Below are 17,423 nucleotides of genomic sequence, written 5' to 3'. Positions count from 1 at the left end.
GTGCGGGGGGGGGGGCCAGAACGGCCAGGGCGGCACGGACGTGGCGTTCGGTCGGGCCGACGGGCGCGCCTTGCGCGAGCCAGTGGCGCGGGTGGATGTCGCCGATCACGTAGTGACGATTCTTTCCGCACACGGCCATGGCGAGCCGTGCGCGGTGCGGCGACAACTGGTTGCGCCGCGTGCCGATGATCGGATGCGCGGACAGCACGTCGTACAGCGGCGTGCTGCGATACGTGTTGCCCGGCAGATGCGCGATGCTGAAATTCTTCGCATGGCCGTCGATCGCGGCGAGCACCCAGAACACGAGCTGCGCGATGAAGAAATGCCGGCGGTCCTGCGCGGCGTCGGCGGAATTCGCGAGGATGCCCATGATCGTCGCGATCCCCGGGCCGCCGTCGGACTCGTATTTCGCGCCCGACGGCGTGCCGGTCGCCTGGCACATGTCCTCCTGCGGCAGCCGCAGGATCCACGTGCCGTCGCGCGAAAGCCGGCGATCGAATCGCTCGACGATCAGCGCCTTCTGGTCGTCGAACCGGCCGATGTCGCACGACGCGATCGGCAGGCCGTACGCGGCGACGATCTTCGAACACAGCCATTCGTTCTCGACCGACGTCCGCATGTCGGCCTGCATGTTCCCGACGCGTCCGAGCGGCAGCTTGAAGATATGCGTGGTCGGCGTGCTGCCCGACGGTAGCAGCCAGCGCTCGTCGTGGCGCAGCAGCGCGGTCTTTTCCTGCGCGCCGGCGATCGACAGGCGCAGTTCGCCGTCCGGCTCCGGGTGGCCGGGCAGCGGCGCGGCGGTCGCGTGGCGCAGCACGTCGGCCACGGCCGCGTCGTCGAGTGCGGTGCCGTCGATGGCTTCCAGGTCGACGGGTATTTCGTCAGGCGGCAGCAGTTGCAGCGCGCCGACGCAATCGCGGCCGATCGACGCGAGCAGTTCGAACGGCGCCGTCGACCCGAGCCGGTAGCGCTGCGCGATGCGGCGGCGGATCGGCTGGCTGTCGGGCAGCAGATTGTCGAAGTAGTCGGCGACGACCGCGCCCTGGTGCGGCTGGTTGCCGGGCGTGAAGGGCAACGACAGCGACAGCGGACGCCCCTGCGGATCGTCGACCCAGGACGGCAGGTAGACGAGGCGTTCGATGCCGTGCCGGATTTCCCAGTAGCCGACCGGGATGCCGTTCATCCACAGGTCGAGACGGTCGTGGCGGGAGCGGCGCGCCATCGTCACCAGTCCTCCCGTTTCGGGCCGCGGGGCTTGCCGGGCGCCGCCGCGGCAGGCCTTTTTCGCGACGCGGCGGCCGGCGAGCGGGCCGCGGGGGTATCGGACGAACGCCGGCGCGTGGCTGGCGTGCGCGCGGGGGCGGGATCGGCGACATCGGGTGCCGGCGCATCGTCGGGCGTGCCCGGCTCGAGCATCAGGCGAACGCCAAGGACGTTCAGCACCTTGAACAGCCGTTCGATACTGACGGCGGACGGATTGGCTTCGAGCTGCGCATACGACTGCTGCGTAACGCCGAGGCGGGCCGCGAGTTGCGCCTGAGTGAACCCCGCCGACTTCCGGAAGCCGACGAGGATCGGGCGCAACTGGCTCAAGGTCTGGACAGGGAATGCCATGGACTCTCCGCGAAATGACAGGCGATCGCTTGTATTCGGAAAATACAGTCTATGGCATGTATCGTCAAAATACAAACCCGAGACTGTATTTCATAAAAACAAACGATAGCCTGTCGTGCGGAAATCCGAAGGCAAGGGCGGCAATGCGCCCCGCGCGGTCGTCAGCCGTGCGTCATGCCGCCCGCAGCGGAGCGGTCCGCGCACTTTCCGGATCGTCGTCGCCGAGCGGGATGAACGCCATGATCTCGAGGTCGTGCCCCGACAGTGCCGGCAGCCGGAACGGGCTCGACAGCACGTTCAGACGCCGCACGCCGAGCTCGCGCAGGATCTGCGAGCCGATCCCCGTCAGGCGGCCGTCGCGGCGAGCATGGGCGGCAGGCGTGCGCGTCGCGTCGCCGCGCATGTCGCAGTCGAGCAGCACCGCGACGCCGCAGCCCGCCGCGTCGATCCGCTGCAGCGCGGCGTGCAGCGGCCACGAATGCGCGGACGGTTCCGCATCGAGCAGGTCGAGCAGCGAATGGCATTCGTGCACGCGCGTCAGCACGGGGGTCGCCGGGTCCGGCTCGCCGCGCACCAGCGCGAGATGCGGCGCGCCGTGCACGGTGTCGCGATATTCGATCGCGCGGAATCGTCCCCACGGCGTGTGCAGAGGCCGTTCGCCGACGCGTTCGACCAGCGATTCGTGCTCGCGGCGGTAATGGATCAGGTCCGCAATCGCGCCGATCTTCAGCCCGTGATGCGCGGCGAACGTCTTCAACTCGGGCAGTCGCGCCATCGTGCCGTCGTCGTTCATCACCTCGCAGATCACCGACGCGGGCGTGAGACCGGCCAGCGCCGCGAGATCGCAGCCGGCTTCCGTGTGCCCCGCACGCACCAGCACGCCGCCCGGGCGCGCGGCGATCGGAAACACATGGCCGGGCTGCACGAGATCGTCGGGGCGCGCGCCCGGGCGAACCGCCGCGCGAATCGTCCGCGCTCGATCGGCGGCCGAGATGCCGGTCGTCACGCCTTCGGCCGCTTCGATGCTGACGGTGAACGCGGTCCCGAACGGCGTGCCGTTGTGGTCGGCCATCGGCGGCAGGCGCAGTTGCTCGCAGCGCTCGGCCGTCAGCGTCAGGCAGATCAGTCCGCGGCCGAAGCGCGCCATGAAGTTGATCGCTTCGGGCGTCACGTGATCGGCGGCGATCACGAGGTCGCCTTCGTTTTCGCGATCCTCTTCGTCGACGAGCAGAACCATGCGCCCCGCACGCAATTCGTCGACGATTTCCGGCGTGCTGGCGAGCGTCATTGCGCCTCCGTTGCGTCGAACGCGCGGCGCAGTGCATCGGCGCCGAACGTCAGCACGCGATCGGCCGCATCGACCGCGCCGAGCATGCTCGCGAAGCCGTGCAACTGGCCCGGCCAGCGCACGAGCGACACCGGCGTGCCGGCCTGCGCGAGACGCAGCGCGTACGCCTCGGCCTCGTCGCGCAGCGGGTCGAATTCGGCGCTGACGATGGTGGCCGGCGCCGCGCCCGACAGGTCCGGCGCGGCGAGCGGGCTCGCGAGCGGCGACGCGCGATCGGCGCTGTCGTCGAAATAGTGACGCTTGAACCAGCGCATCGCGTCCGCCGTCAGGAAATAGCCTTCGCCGAGCGATTCGTACGACGGATGCTCGGTTGCGCAATCGACTACCGGATACAGCAGCAACTGATGCGCGATCGCGATGCCCGAGCCGCGCAACTGGAGCGCGGCGACGGCGGCCAGGTTGCCGCCCGCGCTGTCGCCGGCGACGGCGATCGCGCCGTTGCGCGCACCGAGATCGCGTGCGCTGGCGGCGGCCCAGCGCACGGCATCGCATGCATCGTGCGCGGCTGCCGGGAACCGCGCTTCGGGCGCGAGCCGGTAGTCCACCGACAGCACAAGCGTGCGCGCCCGTCGGGCGAGACTGCGGCACAGGTTCGCGTGCGAGTCGATCCCGCACGCGACGAAGCCACCGCCGTGGAAGAACACGGTCAGCGGCAACGGCCCGTCGGCCTCGGGCCGATACAGCCGTGCGGACAACTCGCGACCGGGCGCGGGAATCTGCCAGTCCTCTTCGGCGGCAATCGCGTCGCCGGGCGCGAACGCGCCGCCCCCGGCGAGGCTCGCGCGGTAGGCGGGAATGGTCAGTTGATCGAAATCGATCGCGGGCGCTTGGGCGAGCGCGGCAAGCAGCGCCTGAGCCTGAGGGTCGAGCGGCATGGAAACTCCTGTCTGAATCGGGTGCGGTCGGAATCAGGTAAACCCGCGTCGCGGTTTTCCCTGAGCCCGCGCCGGAAGCTTGCCGGCACGGCCTGACGGGCATTCCAGCGCAGCACGCAGGGCGCCACATCATCCGATTGGACGATGGTTCGCGCGTCCGGATGGCCAAAGCTCACCATTCAGTGAATGTCCCGATGACGCCGGAATTAAGACACGTCTTAATCATGGCGCGTGGACGAGTCGTACCGACAACAAGTCGCATGGAGGATGGAGCGTGCTGATGGAGACGAGATGGGCTCCGCAAGAGAGCCAGTCAACGAGCGAGGAAGCCGACATCGGTGTCGCGGATTTCAGCGAACTGATGGCGCGCATCTACCAGGGTCCGATGGAAACGCCGCCGTGGGCGGGCGCGCTCGAGATGGTGCGCCGGCTGCTGCAGGCCAACTACGTGACGCTGATCCTGCGCGCGGCGGCGAGCGATCGTCGTGCGCCGCTGTCCGTGCACGCATCGGAGTTCGGCCCCGTCGTGCCGGGTGACGGCGAGGCGTCGTACAACAACTACTACTATTCGCTCGACCCGTTCGTCGGCCTGCCGGCCGACCGCGTGGTCACGGTCGATGACGTGTTCGGCGATACAGGCTGGCTGTCGAGCGAACTGTACAAGCAGTTCCTGAAGCCGCAGGACGTGCGCTACATCCTCGGGGCGGACCTGCGCACGTCGTCGGGCGTCGAATGCCGGTTCCGCGTGTGCCGCAACCATGCGTCGAAGCAGTTCTCCGCGCGTGACAAGGCGATCTGCGCGCTGCTGCTGCCGCACCTGAAGCGTGCGGTCGAACTGCATTCGCGGCTCGATACGGCCGAGGTCGAGCGCTCGATCTACGCGAACGCGATCAACCGGATGCAGATCGGCACGATCACGCTCGACGAGAACGGCACGATCATCGACATGAACAGCGTCGCCGACGAGATCCTGAAGCAGAACAACGGTCTGACGATTGCGCGCGGCACGATCGAGGCGACCGACGCGCAGGAGAACCGCACGCTCAAGCGGCTGATCCGCCACGCGGTGATGGGGCACCACGGTACGGCAGCGGCGATCGTCGAGGCGATGCCGATCACCCGCGGCTTCGACAAGCCTCGTCTCGGGTTGCTGGTGCGCACGGTGCTGCTGTCCGACTGGTCCGAGGACAACAAGCGGCGGCCGGCCGTGACGCTGTTTCTGCGCGACCCCGATCGCAAGCCGCAAGGCGCGCAGGAAATCATCCGCAAGCTGTTCGACCTGACGCCCGCCGAGACGTCGCTCGCGCTGCTGCTGACCAACGGGCTCACGCTCGAGGAGGCGGCCGAGGAATCGGGGATCAGCAAGAACACCGCGCGCACGCATCTGCGTGCGATCTTCTCGAAGACGGGCGTGACGCGCCAGGCGACGCTCGTGCGGATCCTGCTCGGGAGCGTGGTGCCGCTCGGTTGATCGCGGGCGGTGCGTCTTGCTCCACCGCATCGGTATCGGGCGCATTCGTCCGCGGATACATCGACTGCGGCCGACGTGCATGCGGCGGCAAGACGATAGCGGCATCGTGTCGTAAAAGAGGCTCGCGCGGTGCGGGCCTCATTCGCTTCAGATGCAACCGATGACGGGTATCGGGTGTTTCAAGACATCGCGTGCAACGATGTCTCTTGTATCGTCACGACCCGCGCGTCGAACGATTCGCCCACGCCGACGATGCCGGCCATTGCGCGCAACCGCGCCGGATGAATCCCGCACCGGTGCGGATCACGATCGCGCCGATTGCGAGCGCCGCGAGATCGTCGAGACGGCCGAGGCCGACCCATGCTGCGCTCATCGCGAGCGCCGCGAGCAACGCCGACAGCGCGTCGGCACGCACGTGCCAGCCGCTCGCTTCGAGCATCGCGGAGCCGGTTTCGCGCGCTTTGCGCAGCATCCAGCGCGACAGCGCGGCTTTGCCGGTCAGCGTGAGCATGATCAGCACGAGCGTCATTGTGCCGGGTTGCACGACCGGAGGCGCGTCGAAGCGGTTCGACGCATGCCAGATCATCTGCACGCCCGTCGCGACGAGCAATGCGCCGAGCCCCGCCAGCGCGAGCGGCTCGTAGGTCGGGCGTCGCTCGGGCGGCAGCCGCGCGTCGAGCCGGCAGGCGACGAGGATCAGCGCGTCGGCCGCGAGATCGATCGCCGCATGCGCGACGTCCGCGAGCAAGCCGGACGAATGCGCGGACCATGCCGCGACAGCCTCGGCGGCGAGCAACAGCAGGTTGATCGCGAGATTGACGGCGAGGGCGCGGGACGTGGCCGCATAAACGTGGGACGAGGCGCGTGACGTGCGCTGCATGGCGGATTCGTCTGTCGAAATCGTGGGGCAGCCCCGAACGCTACCGGTCGACGATTGCAGGTACGTGACAGCGGCGGGATCGCCGGATCGGCCGGGATGCCACGATCGATCGAGGTCGCGCCTCGATACCGCCGATTGCGCGAACGCGAAGATGCCTTCGCGCGGCATCTCGGTCGCAGCGCGCCGGAACACGCCGGGCGCGGCATTCCCGTTGCCCCGTCGTTCATTTCAACAGCGCGAGCAGGTCGTCCAGCGATTGACGGCATGTCGCGGCGTCGGGCTTGTCGGCGCGCAGCGCGGCGAGTGCGCGGTCGATTGCCTTGTCGATTACGTGCCAGTCGGCCGCCGAACGCGGTTTCAGCGACGGCTCCGCATCATCCCATTTCGTTTCGAGATCCTTGATGCGCGTTTTCGCGCCGGCAAGGTTGCCTGCGTCGACGAGTTTCCGGGTGTCCGTGACGATGCGGCGGAACGCGGACAGGTCGCCGAGCTTCGCGGCGGTTGCCGCGTAGGCGGACGGGACGAAGATCGTCGAAGCGGGGCCTGCGGCGAGTGCGGCAACGACGGCGACGAGCATCAGCTTTCGGGTGCGCATTTCAATTCCTTTGAGTAGTCGGACGGAGAGGGACAACGGGGCGACGCGATACGGCGGTCATCGAACGCTCGCTTGCCGGTTGGCGAGTGTCGTGCAGACGACCAGCAGCACGATCGACGTCAGGAACGCCGCGCTCGTCGTCGCGGTGCCGAACCCGAGGCCGCCGTATTCGCGCGCCTGGGACAGGAAATCGCCGAGCGACGCGCCGAGCGGGCGCGTGAGGATGTAAGCGAGCCAGAACGCGAGCACGCGATTCGCGCCCATGCGCATCGCGACGGCTACCAGCGCGATCGCCGCGCCGAACGACACGATGCCGAGCCGGAATCCGAGGCCTAGCGCTTCGGTGGCGAGGTCGCCGGCGGCCGTGCCCAGCGCGAACGTCAGCAGGATCGCGGCCCAGTAGAACCCCTCGCGGCGCGTCGTCACGATGGTCTCGATCGACAACGTGTGCTCGCTGCGATACCAGAGCGCGAACACCCCCCCGAGCGCGACGGCGAAGCACGCGGTGCTCGCGTACAGGCTGACGCCGAGCCCGTCGGTCAGTGCGTCGGTGATCTGCGTGCCGACGATGCTGACCAGCACCACGTTGAGCCAGTACAACCACGGCACGCAGGCTTTCGCGCGGAACTGCAGCACGAGCGCGATGACGAGCAGCGATGCCATCAACGCATCGGTGACCGGTACGCCAAGGCCGGCGCGCACGGCGAGATAGTCGGCGCCGGTTTCACCAACGGTCGTCGACAGGATCTTGATGATCCAGAAGATGGCGGTGACGGCGGGCACCTTGTTCAGCATGGACGTCGATACGGCGGGCGGGCGCGGATTCACGGATCGCTCCTTGAAGAGTCGCCGTCATCCGAGGCGGCGCGGGTCGAAGGCCTCGGTCGAGGACTGGGCGTCACTATGCGGGCTGGATTCTTAACGGAGGCTTATCGGCGGCGGCGCGGTTCGGGGCGAGCGGGAAGACGGTGGCTGACCGGGAGGGGAGCATCGGGAATGCCTTGGGGTAGCCGGGATGAGGAGGCGGAATATGCCAACGGGAACAGCAGGCGGCGAGCGACATTCGGAAATAACGACCCACACCTTAAAAATCTCAACATTATAGAAATAATGTCAAAACAATAAATTCAGACGGTTGGATATTTAACGGTTTACGTTATATTATTTATAAAATTTCCGACGAAGCCGACCATGTCCGACCTTGCTGCCGACGAATCCCGCCTGATCGCCGAAATCGACCGCCTCAAGGCCGATTTCCCCAAAACCCGCGAGTTGTACCGCGAGGTCTGCGCACTGATGTTCTTCCGCTTCGGCATCACGCCCACTGCGAACCGCCTGTACCAGCTCGTGCGCAAGGGCAGCATGAGCACGCCGACGGCGGTTCTCGGCGAGTTTTGGGCCGAGTTGCGGGAAAAGAGCCGCGTTCGCATCGAGCATCCGGATTTGCCGGCCGATCTGCGGGCCGCCGCCGGCGAGCTGGTCGCCGCGTTGTGGAGTCGTTCCAGCACCGATGCCGCTGCGGCGCTCGACGCACTGCGCGCGGAAGTCGAGGCCGAGCGGGTCGCCGCGAAAGCGGAGGTTGCCGGATTGCAGGCTGAACTGTCCCGTACCGAGACGGCGCTGGAACAGCGCACGGCCGCGTTGCTGGCGGCGCAGGTGCGGATTCAGGAGCTCGAGCAGGCGAGGGCGGCCGACGAGGCATCGCGCCGCGCACTGCAATCGGACGTCGAGCGACTGAAGGCCGACAACGTGGACGCCGATCGCGCGCTGGCGCAAGCACGCGCCGATTTCACGACGCAACTCGATCGGTTGCGCGACGACGCGGGTCGGGCAGAAGAGCGCTTGCGCGTATCGGAAAAGCGGGCGCTTCAGGAGATCGACCGCGAACGGCTTGCGGCCTCGCGGCTGCAGAGGGAACTCGACGCCGCTGCCGCGCGTGCGGAGCAGCGCGATACGCAGCACCGCAAGGATCTTGGGGCGCTGCAGGCGCAACTGGCCGACACGCAACATCGCTGCGGCATGCTCGAAGGCCAGCTCGACGGCGCGCGCGCGGCCAATGCCGCCTATGTCGTCGAACTCGACGCGCTGCGCGCCGAACGCGCGTCTCGCGGGCTCGCGCGCAGGGCGCCGGGCCGGCCGGCCGGCGGCGGCCTGCGCGCCGCAAGGCCGGTCGTCGGAAAGCGCGCGCCAAAACCGGCGTGACGCGCGCGCTGCGGTGCGACGACAACGCGTCCGCGCTGCAGCGCGAATCGGGTAAAGTGCCGCTCAATCCACCGGCTCGACGTTACTAGACGACCGGTCTAATCGTTGCTAAGATACGCCATCATGAATGCATCTTCAGGCGCGGAAGTCCGCCAGCACATCCTGAATATCGCGAAGCCGATCATGCTCCACAAGGGGTTTTCGGCGGTCGGTCTGAACGAGATTCTCGCTGCGGCGGGCATCCCGAAAGGCTCGTTCTACCATTACTTCGGCTCGAAAGAGGCGTTCGGCGAAGCGCTGCTCGAATCGTATTTCGAAGGCTATCTCGAGCATCTCGACAGCCTGCTCAAGCATCAGGCCGGCACGGGCGCGCAGCGCCTGATGACGTACTGGGGCAACTGGCTGCACACGCAGTGTGCGGACGACCCGGAAGGCAAGTGCCTCGCGGTGAAGCTCGGCGCGGAGGTGTCGGATCTGTCGGAGGCGATGCGCGCGGTCCTGCGGCGCGGTACCGGCCAGATCATCGAACGGCTCGCGGGCGGGATCGAGGCCGGGCTGGCGGACAGTTCGCTGAGCGGCGTCGACGATCCGGCATACACAGCCGCGATCCTTTACGAGCTGTGGCTCGGTGCAACGCTGCTGGAGAAGATTCACCGTAACCGCAAACCGCTCGAGCGCGCGATGCATGAAACGCGACGGATGCTGAATCTGCCGCCCGTCGCGGATGACGAAGCACGGTCGTAACCCGGGCGCGCCTTGGCGCGCCTTGTTTTTGTCCGAAGAGCTAGACGACTGGTCTACTCAAGTCGGGGTCTGACTGCTTTACCCGCATGCCTGCGGCTGCGTCGGCGCGATTCGCCCAGTACCGCCGCAGGCATTTGCATCACGGTTGTCCAGCGTTGATCCAATCGTGCCCATTGCACGTCCATTCCTGTTGACGGAGGTTCCCATGCCGCAAAGCAAGGCATCAAACCGCAGAATCATCCTGAACGCGCGCCCGGTCGGCGCACCCACCACGAACGATTTCCGCACCGAAACCGGCGACGTGCCGGTGCCAGGCGCCGGCCAGGTGCTGTTGCGCACGGTCTGGCTGTCGCTCGATCCGTACATGCGCGGCCGGATGAACGATGCGCCGTCGTACGCGCCGCCGGTCGAGCTCGGTGACGTGATGGTCGGCGGCACGGTCAGCCGCGTGGTGTCGTCGAACCTGGCTGCGTATCGCGAAGGCGATCTGGTGGTGGCGGGCGGCGGCTGGCAGGACTATTCGCTGTCCGACGGCCGCGACCTCATTCCGCTCGGCCGCGATTTCGCGCATCCGTCCCATGCGCTCGGCGTGCTCGGCATGCCGGGGTTCACCGCTTACACCGGACTGTTGACGATCGGCGAGCCGAAGGCCGGCGAAACCGTGGTCGTCGCTGCCGCGAGCGGCGCGGTGGGCGCGGTGGTCGGCCAGATCGCGAAACTGAAGGGCTGTCGCGTGATCGGCGTCGCGGGCGGAGCCGACAAGGTCGCATACGTGAAGGACACGCTCGGTTTCGACGCGTGCATCGATCACCGCGATCCGGCGTTCGCGGCGAAGCTGAAGGAAGCGTGCCCGAACGGCATCGACATCTATTTCGAGAACGTCGGCGGCGCCGTGTTCGACGCGGTGTGGCCGCTGCTCAACGAGCATGCGCGCGTGCCCGTGTGCGGGCTGATCGCGCATTACAACGACACCTCACCGCCGGCCGGCCCCGATCGCCTGCCGCTGCTGATGGCGACGATCCTGCGCAAGCGCATCCGGATGCAGGGTTTCATCATTTTCGATCACTATGCGACCGGCTATGCGCCGTTCCTGAAAGAGATGAGCGGGTGGGTCGCGCAAGGCAAGGTGAAGGCGCTCGAGGACGTGATCCCCGATCTGGCCGATGCGCCGAATGCGCTGATCGGCTTGCTCGCGGGCAGGAATTTCGGCAAGGTCGTCGTGCGTGTGGGCCCGGACGAACTCGCCTGACGCACACCGCCCGGCCGGCCGCGGGCCCGTGTCACATGGCGCGAGCCGGCGGCGGCATTTCCGCATTTCTGCAGCATTTCCGTTTCGAAAAGGAGTGAAAACATGGCGCTTTACGTGATGGCTTCGGTGTTCCCGAAACCCGAACATGCCCAGGCCGTCGAGGCCGAACTGCGCAGCATGGTCGCGGCGTCCCGCGCCGAACCCGGCAACCGCCGCTACGACCTGTTCCGCGAACAGGGCGGCTCGGCGGCGCTGCACCTGTTCGAGATCTACGACGACCAGGCTGCCTTCGACGCCCATCTCGCCAGTCCGTACTTCACCGCGTTTCGCATCAAGTCGGCCGACTGGTTCGCGGCGCCGCCCGTCATCAAGGTGCTGTCGGGCATCGACGCGGCCGAATAACCGACGCTGAACCACCGCCGCGGCTCGCTCTCACCCGGGCCGCGAGACAGCCGCCGTGCCATGCGCGGCGGCGATGAAGCCACGGCGCGCCGGCCGCGCCGCTTCCCCAATACACCGGCCCCGGAGGCTGAATGGTCACCCTCAACATCAACGGCGAAAACCGCACGGTCGACGCGCCCGACGACATGCCCCTGCTGTGGGTCCTGCGCGACGTCGTCGGCCTGACCGGCACGAAATTCGGCTGCGGAATCGCGCAATGCGGCGCATGCACCGTGCATCTCGACGGTGTCGCCGCGCGCTCGTGCGTGCTGCCGGTCGCGGCCGTCGCGGGCCGCAAGATCACGACGATCGAGGCCGTCGGTGCGACGCCGGCCGGCCAGAAGGTGCAGGAGGCCTGGCGCGAGCTCGACGTCGTCCAGTGCGGCTACTGTCAGTCGGGGCAGGTGATGGCGGCCACCGCACTGATCGCATCGAACCCGAGCCCGAGCGACGCCGACATCGATGCGGCGATGGCCGGCAACATCTGCCGCTGCGGCACGTACAACCGGATTCGCGCGGCGGTCAAGCATGCCGCGAAGGGGGCGTGAGATGAAACAATCTTCAGGATCACTTTGTTCGCGCCGCCCCGAGGGGCCGGTCAGCGTCGTCGAGGCTGCGCGGCGGAGGCTGACATGTCACGTGGACTGATCGAAGCCGGCCGGGCCGGCGCAGGCATGTCGCGCCGCGGGTTCCTCCGGTTCGGCGTATCGCTCGGCGCGGCCGCGGGCGGAGGCTTGCTGCTCGGCTTCAGCATGCCGGCAGCCGGCGATGACGCGCGGCGCTCGGTGATCGGCGGCGATGCCGACGAAAGTGCACGCGCCGGCGTGTTCGCGCCGAACGCGTTCGTGCAGATCGACCGCAGCGGCAAGGTCACGCTGGTGATGCCGAAGGTGGAAATGGGCCAGGGCGTCTACACCGCGCTGCCGATGCTGATTGCCGAGGAACTCGAAGTGCCGCTGTCGAGCGTGACGCTCGACCACGCGCCGCCGAACGAGAAGTTGTTCCTCGACCCGCTGCTCGGCGGCCAGTTGACGGGCGGCTCGACGTCGGTGCGTTACGCGTGGGAACCGCTGCGTCGTGCAGGCGCGACCGCGCGCACGCTGCTGGTTGCGGCGGCGGCGGCGCAATGGCATGTCGATCCGGCCACGTGCCGGGCCGAAAACGGCGAAGTGCAGCATCCGCCGAGCGGCCGGCGCGCACCGTACGGCCAGCTCGCGGACGCCGCCGCGAAGCTGCCGGCGCCGAAGGACGTCGCGCTGAAGAAGCCCGAAGACTTCAAGCTGGTCGGCCAGCCGGTGAAGCGGCTCGATTCGCCGGAGAAGGTCGACGGCACCGCGCAGTTCGGGCTCGACGTGCGCCTGCCCGGCATGCTGTACGCGGTGATCGTGAACAGCCCGGTGTTCGGCGGCACGGTCGCCAGCGTCGACGACACGGCCGCGAAGAAGATTCCCGGCGTGCGCCAGGTCGTGCGCGTCGACAACGCGGTGGCGGTGGTCGGCGATCACACGTGGGCCGCGAAGCGCGGCGCATCGGCGCTCGTCGTGAAGTGGAACGAGGGCGCGGACGCGAAGGTGTCGACCAAGGATCTTTTCGCGGATCTCGCGCGGGCCGCGGCGAACGGCAAGGGCGCGGTCGCGCGCAAGGACGGCGACGTCGGCAAGGCATTCGCGAACGCGAAGACGCGTGTCGACGCCGTCTACGAACAGCCGTTGCTCGCGCACGCGACGATGGAGCCGGTGAACTGCACGGTGCACGTGCGCGGCGACGGCTGCGAGGTCTGGCTCGGCACGCAGGTGCCGACACGTGTGCGCGATACCGTGCAGCGGCTCACTGGCCTGTCGCCGGCGCGGATCGTCGTGCACAACCACCTGCTCGGCGGCGGCTTTGGCCGTCGTCTCGAGACGGACATGGTTGCGCAGGCCGTGAAGGTCGGCAAGCAGGTCGATGCGCCCGTGAAGGTCGTGTGGACGCGCGAGGAAGACGTCCAGCACGACATGTACCGACCGTGTTATTACGACAAGATTTCGGCGGGCCTCGACGCGAACGGCAAGCCGATCGCGTGGCAGCACCGGATCGTCGGCTCGTCGATCATGGCGCGTTTTGCGCCGCCGGCATTCCAGAACGGCATCGACCCGGATGCGGTCGAGGTGGCAGCCGAACTGCCGTACGACTTGCCGAACCAACTCGTCGACTACGTGCGCCAGGAGCCGCGCCACGTGCCGACTGCGTTCTGGCGCGGCGTCGGGCCGACGCGCGGCACGTTCGTCGTCGAAAGCTTCATCGACGAGCTGGCGGCCCAGGCCAGGATCGACCCCGTCCAGTATCGCCGTGCGCTGCTCGACAAGACGCCGCGTGCGCGCAACGTGCTCGACGTCGCGACGAAGGCGGCCGGCTGGGGCACGCCGCTGCCGAAGGGGCAAGGGCGCGGCGTCTCGGTGATGCATGCGTTCGGCAGCTTCTTCTCGATCGTCATCGACGTGGCGGTGGAGGATGGCGAAGTGCAGGTCAAGCGTGCCGTGTGCGCGGTCGACTGCGGGATGTATGTCAACCCGAACACGATCGAGGCGCAGGTGCAGGGCGGCATCATCTTCGGGATTACGGGCGCGCTGTATGGTGAGATCACGATCGAGGACGGCCGCGTCGTGCAAAGCAACTTTACCGACTACCGGATGATGCGCATCAACGAGACGCCGCCGATCGAGGTCCATCTCGTGAAGAGCGGCGAGGCGCCGGGCGGGATCGGCGAACCGGGCACCGCCGCCACGGCGGCAGCATTGTCGAACGCGATCTTCGCGGCAACCGGCAAGCGGTTGCGCAAGCTTCCGGTCGGCAGTCAGTTGAAGACGGCTTGAGGGGAGGGACGGACCCATGCGAAACCTCATCCTGAATCGCCTGAATCGCCTGAATCGCCTGAATCGCCTGAATCGCCTGAGTGGCGTCGCGCACGCGCTCGGCGCGTCGCTGCTGGCGTTGTCCGCGTCGACCGCCGGCACGGTGGCGCACGCCGCGCAAACGGCACCGGCCGACAACGCGCTCGTCGCGCGCGGCGCGTATCTCGCGAAAGCGGGCGATTGCGTCGCGTGCCACACCGCGCCGCGCGGCGTGCCGTTCGCCGGCGGCCTGAAGATGGTCACGCCGATGGGCGCGATCTACACGACCAACATCACGCCCGACCCGGACACGGGCATCGGCGGCTATACGGAGGCCGAGTTCGCGGGCGCGCTGCGCGCGGGCATCGCGAAGGACGGCCATCATCTGTATCCGGCGATGCCTTATCCGTCGTACGCGAAGCTGCGCGACGACGACGTGAAGGCCCTGTACGCGTATTTCATGCACGGCGTCGAGCCGGTGAAGCAGGCGAACCACCCGTCCGACATCCCGTGGCCGCTGAACATGCGCTGGCCGCTCGCGCTGTGGAACGCGGCGTTCCTCGACACGACGCCGTACGCCGACAAGCCGGCCAGGGACGCGATGTGGAACCGCGGCGCGTACCTGGTGCAGGGGCTCGGCCATTGCGGGTCGTGCCACACGCCGCGCGGCGTCGGCTTCCAGGAGAAGGCGCTCGACGAAGTAGGCGCGGCGTTCCTGTCAGGCGCGGCGATCGACAACTGGTTCGCGTCGAACCTGACCGGCGAGCACGATACGGGGCTCGGCCGCTGGAGCGACGCGGATGTCGCGCAGTTCCTGAAGACGGGCGCGAACCGGCATGCGACGGCATTCGGCTCGATGGTCAGCGTGATCAATCACAGCACGCAGGCGTTGACCGACGACGACCTGGCGGCGATTTCCCGATATCTGAAATCGTTGCCGGCGGCAGGCGGCACGGGCGCGCCGCCTTACCGTTATGATCCGAAGGCGACGCAGGCCGCGCTGGTCCGGCCGGCGAACGATTCCGGCGCAAAGGTGTATAACGCTTACTGCCTGCATTGCCATGGCGCGGACGGTCGCGGCTACGCGCCGCTGCTCGCGCCGATTGCCGGCAATCCGAACGTGCTCGAGGCCGACGCGTCGTCGCTGATCAACGTGACGCTGAACGGCAGCGAGTCGCTCGTGATCGGTGGCGTACCGTCCGCGTACCCGATGCCGGCGTTCGCCAACGCGTTGAACGACCGGCAGATCGCCGACGTGCTGACGTTCATGCGCGCCGGCTGGAACAACGGCGCGCCGGCCGTGCCGGCGGCGGACGTCGCGAAACTCCGCAAGGCGACGGCGGCCTCGCGTTAAGTGCGGCCGGACGTGGCGGATGATGGCGGGCATGCGTGCCGCGTGCCCGCCGTCGAACGTCGCCGGGTGCATCGCGCCCGGCGACGCAGCTCTTTCTGTCAACCGGCGCGCGGCCGTTCGCGGCAGCGCGCGTTTTATCGACGCAAAGTAGGGGTGTCTGGATGGCTAACGTGACTTATACCGATACGCAACTGTTGATTGACGGCGAGTGGGTCGACGCCGCGAGCGGCAAGACGATCGACGTCGTGAACCCGGCGACGGGCAAGGCGATCGGCAAGGTGGCCCACGCGGGCATCGCCGATCTCGATCGCGCGCTGGCTGCTGCTCAGCGCGGTTTCGAAGCATGGCGCAAGGTGCCGGCGCACGAGCGCGCGGCGACGATGCGCAAGGCGGCCGCACTGGTGCGCGAGCGCGCCGACGCGATCGCACAGCTGATGACGCAGGAACAGGGCAAGCCGCTGACGGAAGCCCGTGTCGAAGTGCTGTCGGCAGCCGACATCATCGAATGGTTCGCGGACGAAGGCCGCCGCGTGTATGGCCGGATCGTGCCGCCGCGCAACCTCGGCGCGCAGCAGACCGTCGTGAAGGAGCCGGTCGGCCCGGTCGCGGCGTTCACGCCGTGGAATTTCCCGGTCAACCAGGTGGTGCGCAAGCTGAGCGCCGCGCTGGCGACCGGCTGTTCGTTCCTCGTGAAGGCGCCGGAAGAAACCCCGGCATCGCCGGCCGCGCTGCTGCGCGCGTTCGTCGACGCGGGCGTGCCGGCAGGCGTGATCGGTCTGGTGTACGGCGACCCGGCTGAAATTTCGTCGTACCTGATTCCGCACCCGGTGATCCGCAAGGTGACGTTCACGGGCTCGACGCCGGTCGGCAAGCAGCTCGCCGCGCTCGCCGGTCAGCACATGAAGCGCGCGACGATGGAACTGGGCGGTCACGCGCCGGTGATCGTCGCCGAGGATGCGGACGTCGCGCTGGCGGTGAAGGCCGCCGGTGGCGCGAAGTTCCGCAACGCGGGCCAGGTCTGCATTTCGCCGACGCGTTTCCTCGTGCACAACAGCATCCGCGACGAGTTCACGCGCGCACTGGTCAAGCATGCACAAGGGCTGAAGGTCGGTAACGGTCTCGAGGAGGGCACGACGCTCGGTGCGCTGGCGAACCCGCGCCGGTTGACCGCGATGGCGTCGGTCGTCGACAACGCGCGCAAGGTTGGCGCGAGCATCGAGACAGGCGGCGAACGGGTCGGCTCGGAAGGCAACTTCTTCGCACCGACCGTGATCTCGAACGTGCCGCTCGACGCGGACGTATTCAACAACGAGCCGTTCGGCCCCGTCGCCGCAATCCGCGGCTTCGACAAGCTAGACGACGCAATCGCCGAAGCGAACCGTCTGCCGTTCGGGCTGGCCGGCTATGCGTTCACGCGTTCGTTCGCGAACGTGCACCTGCTCACACAGCGTCTCGAAGTCGGGATGCTGTGGATCAACCAGCCCGCGACGCCGTGGCCGGAAATGCCGTTCGGTGGCGTGAAGGATTCGGGTTACGGGTCGGAAGGCGGGCCGGAAGCGCTGGAGCCGTATCTCGTGACGAAGTCGGTGACGGTGATGGCGGTCTGACGATCGTTTGGCCGCGTGCGCGCCGTAGCTGGCGCGGTGCGCACGTGGCGTTGCCGGAGGCGCCGGTTCGTCGGCCGGTCGCGGCTCGGTGCGTGCTGCCGCCGGTTGCACGCACACGTGTTGCGTCTAATCCTTGTTATTTATTTTACATAACGTGAATTATCAACCTGACT

16 protein-coding genes are annotated in these 17,423 nt (G+C 67.8%); 9 read left to right on the top strand and 7 right to left on the bottom strand.

All coding sequences use genetic code 11. From position 1 onward, the window contains the following. The 4 genes from J7024_RS32665 to J7024_RS32650 form a co-directional block, all read right to left on the bottom strand. Positions 1 to 1,222 (bottom strand): type II toxin-antitoxin system HipA family toxin (locus J7024_RS32665; RefSeq protein ID WP_234745835.1); only part of this gene is annotated, 1,222 nt, incomplete at its 3' end. A gap of 2 nt (positions 1,223 to 1,224) precedes the next feature. Continuing rightward, entirely contained in the window at positions 1,225 to 1,614 is a 390-nt protein-coding gene (locus tag J7024_RS32660) for a helix-turn-helix domain-containing protein (RefSeq protein ID WP_124826003.1), read from the bottom strand. Between the two features lie 172 nt (positions 1,615 to 1,786). Further along, a complete protein-coding gene (ribBA, locus tag J7024_RS32655) occupies positions 1,787 to 2,902 on the bottom strand; it encodes a bifunctional 3,4-dihydroxy-2-butanone-4-phosphate synthase/GTP cyclohydrolase II (protein ID WP_124826002.1) in 1,116 nt (371 codons plus the stop codon). Next, positions 2,899 to 3,837, bottom strand: coding sequence for an alpha/beta hydrolase (locus tag J7024_RS32650; RefSeq protein WP_124826001.1), 939 nt, complete (start codon positions 3,835 to 3,837; stop codon positions 2,899 to 2,901). The genes ribBA and J7024_RS32650 overlap by 4 nt, the downstream gene beginning before the upstream one ends. A 280-nt stretch (positions 3,838 to 4,117) precedes the next feature. Between J7024_RS32650 and J7024_RS32645 the strand changes: the two genes are divergently transcribed. Then, entirely contained in the window at positions 4,118 to 5,308 is a 1,191-nt protein-coding gene (locus tag J7024_RS32645; RefSeq protein ID WP_124826000.1) for a helix-turn-helix transcriptional regulator, read from the top strand. 214 nt (positions 5,309 to 5,522) lie between these two features. Here the strand turns inward: J7024_RS32645 and J7024_RS32640 are convergent, their stop codons facing one another. From J7024_RS32640 to J7024_RS32630, 3 genes are all read right to left on the bottom strand, one after another. After that, entirely contained in the window at positions 5,523 to 6,188 is a 666-nt protein-coding gene (locus tag J7024_RS32640; protein WP_124825999.1) for a cation diffusion facilitator family transporter, read from the bottom strand. A 223-nt stretch (positions 6,189 to 6,411) separates the two neighbouring features. Further along, a complete protein-coding gene (locus J7024_RS32635; RefSeq protein WP_124825998.1) occupies positions 6,412 to 6,783 on the bottom strand; it encodes a histidine kinase in 372 nt (123 codons plus the stop codon). Between the two features lie 57 nt (positions 6,784 to 6,840). After that, positions 6,841 to 7,578 (bottom strand): COG4705 family protein, encoded by a 738-nt coding sequence (locus J7024_RS32630; protein WP_124826295.1) that lies wholly within the window; start codon positions 7,576 to 7,578, stop codon positions 6,841 to 6,843. Between the two features lie 396 nt (positions 7,579 to 7,974). Between J7024_RS32630 and J7024_RS32625 the strand changes: the two genes are divergently transcribed. The 8 genes from J7024_RS32625 to J7024_RS32590 all read left to right on the top strand — a co-directional run bounded on the left by J7024_RS32625 (position 7,975) and on the right by J7024_RS32590 (position 17,250). Beyond that, positions 7,975 to 8,985, top strand: coding sequence for a DNA-binding protein (locus J7024_RS32625; protein ID WP_124825997.1), 1,011 nt, complete (start codon positions 7,975 to 7,977; stop codon positions 8,983 to 8,985). A gap of 123 nt (positions 8,986 to 9,108) precedes the next feature. Next, entirely contained in the window at positions 9,109 to 9,729 is a 621-nt protein-coding gene (locus J7024_RS32620; protein ID WP_124825996.1) for a TetR/AcrR family transcriptional regulator, read from the top strand. Between the two features lie 205 nt (positions 9,730 to 9,934). Next, complete coding sequence (locus tag J7024_RS32615; RefSeq protein ID WP_124825995.1) at positions 9,935 to 10,978, top strand: NADP-dependent oxidoreductase; 1,044 nt, start codon at positions 9,935 to 9,937, stop codon at positions 10,976 to 10,978. A 102-nt stretch (positions 10,979 to 11,080) separates the two neighbouring features. Continuing rightward, positions 11,081 to 11,380, top strand: coding sequence for a putative quinol monooxygenase (locus J7024_RS32610; RefSeq protein WP_124825994.1), 300 nt, complete (start codon positions 11,081 to 11,083; stop codon positions 11,378 to 11,380). Positions 11,381 to 11,511: 131 nt separating this feature from the next. Beyond that, positions 11,512 to 11,967, top strand: coding sequence for a (2Fe-2S)-binding protein (locus tag J7024_RS32605; protein ID WP_124825993.1), 456 nt, complete (start codon positions 11,512 to 11,514; stop codon positions 11,965 to 11,967). A gap of 84 nt (positions 11,968 to 12,051) precedes the next feature. Further along, positions 12,052 to 14,271, top strand: a complete 2,220-nt coding sequence (locus J7024_RS32600) for a xanthine dehydrogenase family protein molybdopterin-binding subunit (protein ID WP_234745834.1) — start codon at positions 12,052 to 12,054, stop codon at positions 14,269 to 14,271. A gap of 16 nt (positions 14,272 to 14,287) precedes the next feature. Then, on the top strand, positions 14,288 to 15,643 hold the full coding sequence (locus J7024_RS32595; RefSeq protein ID WP_234745833.1) for a c-type cytochrome: 1,356 nt from the start codon (positions 14,288 to 14,290) through the stop codon (positions 15,641 to 15,643). A 161-nt stretch (positions 15,644 to 15,804) separates the two neighbouring features. Further along, the gene (locus J7024_RS32590; RefSeq protein ID WP_124825991.1) at positions 15,805 to 17,250 is read left to right on the top strand and encodes an NAD-dependent succinate-semialdehyde dehydrogenase; all 1,446 of its coding nucleotides are present in this window, start codon (positions 15,805 to 15,807) and stop codon (positions 17,248 to 17,250) included. Positions 17,251 to 17,423 lie beyond the last annotated feature (173 nt).

It is taken from the genome of Burkholderia sp. WTPI3 (assembly GCF_021483755.1).
GTDB lineage: Bacteria > Pseudomonadota > Gammaproteobacteria > Burkholderiales > Burkholderiaceae > Burkholderia.
This window is presented reverse-complemented; position numbering and strand designations above follow the sequence as displayed.

Excerpts from the sequence above, each read along its gene's own strand:
- J7024_RS32610 (WP_124825994.1), top strand. The coding sequence starts at position 11,081 with ATGGCGCTTTACGTGATGGCTTCGGTGTTCCCGAAACCCGAACATGCC.
- J7024_RS32615 (WP_124825995.1), top strand. The coding sequence starts at position 9,935 with ATGCCGCAAAGCAAGGCATCAAACCGCAGAATCATCCTGAACGCGCGC.
- J7024_RS32635 (WP_124825998.1), bottom strand. The coding sequence starts at position 6,783 with ATGCGCACCCGAAAGCTGATGCTCGTCGCCGTCGTTGCCGCACTCGCC.
- J7024_RS32650 (WP_124826001.1), bottom strand. The coding sequence starts at position 3,837 with ATGCCGCTCGACCCTCAGGCTCAGGCGCTGCTTGCCGCGCTCGCCCAA.
- J7024_RS32660 (WP_124826003.1), bottom strand. The coding sequence starts at position 1,614 with ATGGCATTCCCTGTCCAGACCTTGAGCCAGTTGCGCCCGATCCTCGTC.
- J7024_RS32600 (WP_234745834.1), top strand. The coding sequence starts at position 12,052 with ATGTCACGTGGACTGATCGAAGCCGGCCGGGCCGGCGCAGGCATGTCG.
- J7024_RS32590 (WP_124825991.1), top strand. The coding sequence starts at position 15,805 with ATGGCTAACGTGACTTATACCGATACGCAACTGTTGATTGACGGCGAG.
- J7024_RS32645 (WP_124826000.1), top strand. The coding sequence starts at position 4,118 with ATGGAGACGAGATGGGCTCCGCAAGAGAGCCAGTCAACGAGCGAGGAA.
- J7024_RS32625 (WP_124825997.1), top strand. The coding sequence starts at position 7,975 with ATGTCCGACCTTGCTGCCGACGAATCCCGCCTGATCGCCGAAATCGAC.
- J7024_RS32640 (WP_124825999.1), bottom strand. The coding sequence starts at position 6,188 with ATGCAGCGCACGTCACGCGCCTCGTCCCACGTTTATGCGGCCACGTCC.
- J7024_RS32605 (WP_124825993.1), top strand. The coding sequence starts at position 11,512 with ATGGTCACCCTCAACATCAACGGCGAAAACCGCACGGTCGACGCGCCC.
- ribBA (WP_124826002.1), bottom strand. The coding sequence starts at position 2,902 with ATGACGCTCGCCAGCACGCCGGAAATCGTCGACGAATTGCGTGCGGGG.
- J7024_RS32630 (WP_124826295.1), bottom strand. The coding sequence starts at position 7,578 with ATGCTGAACAAGGTGCCCGCCGTCACCGCCATCTTCTGGATCATCAAG.
- J7024_RS32620 (WP_124825996.1), top strand. The coding sequence starts at position 9,109 with ATGAATGCATCTTCAGGCGCGGAAGTCCGCCAGCACATCCTGAATATC.
- J7024_RS32595 (WP_234745833.1), top strand. The coding sequence starts at position 14,288 with ATGCGAAACCTCATCCTGAATCGCCTGAATCGCCTGAATCGCCTGAAT.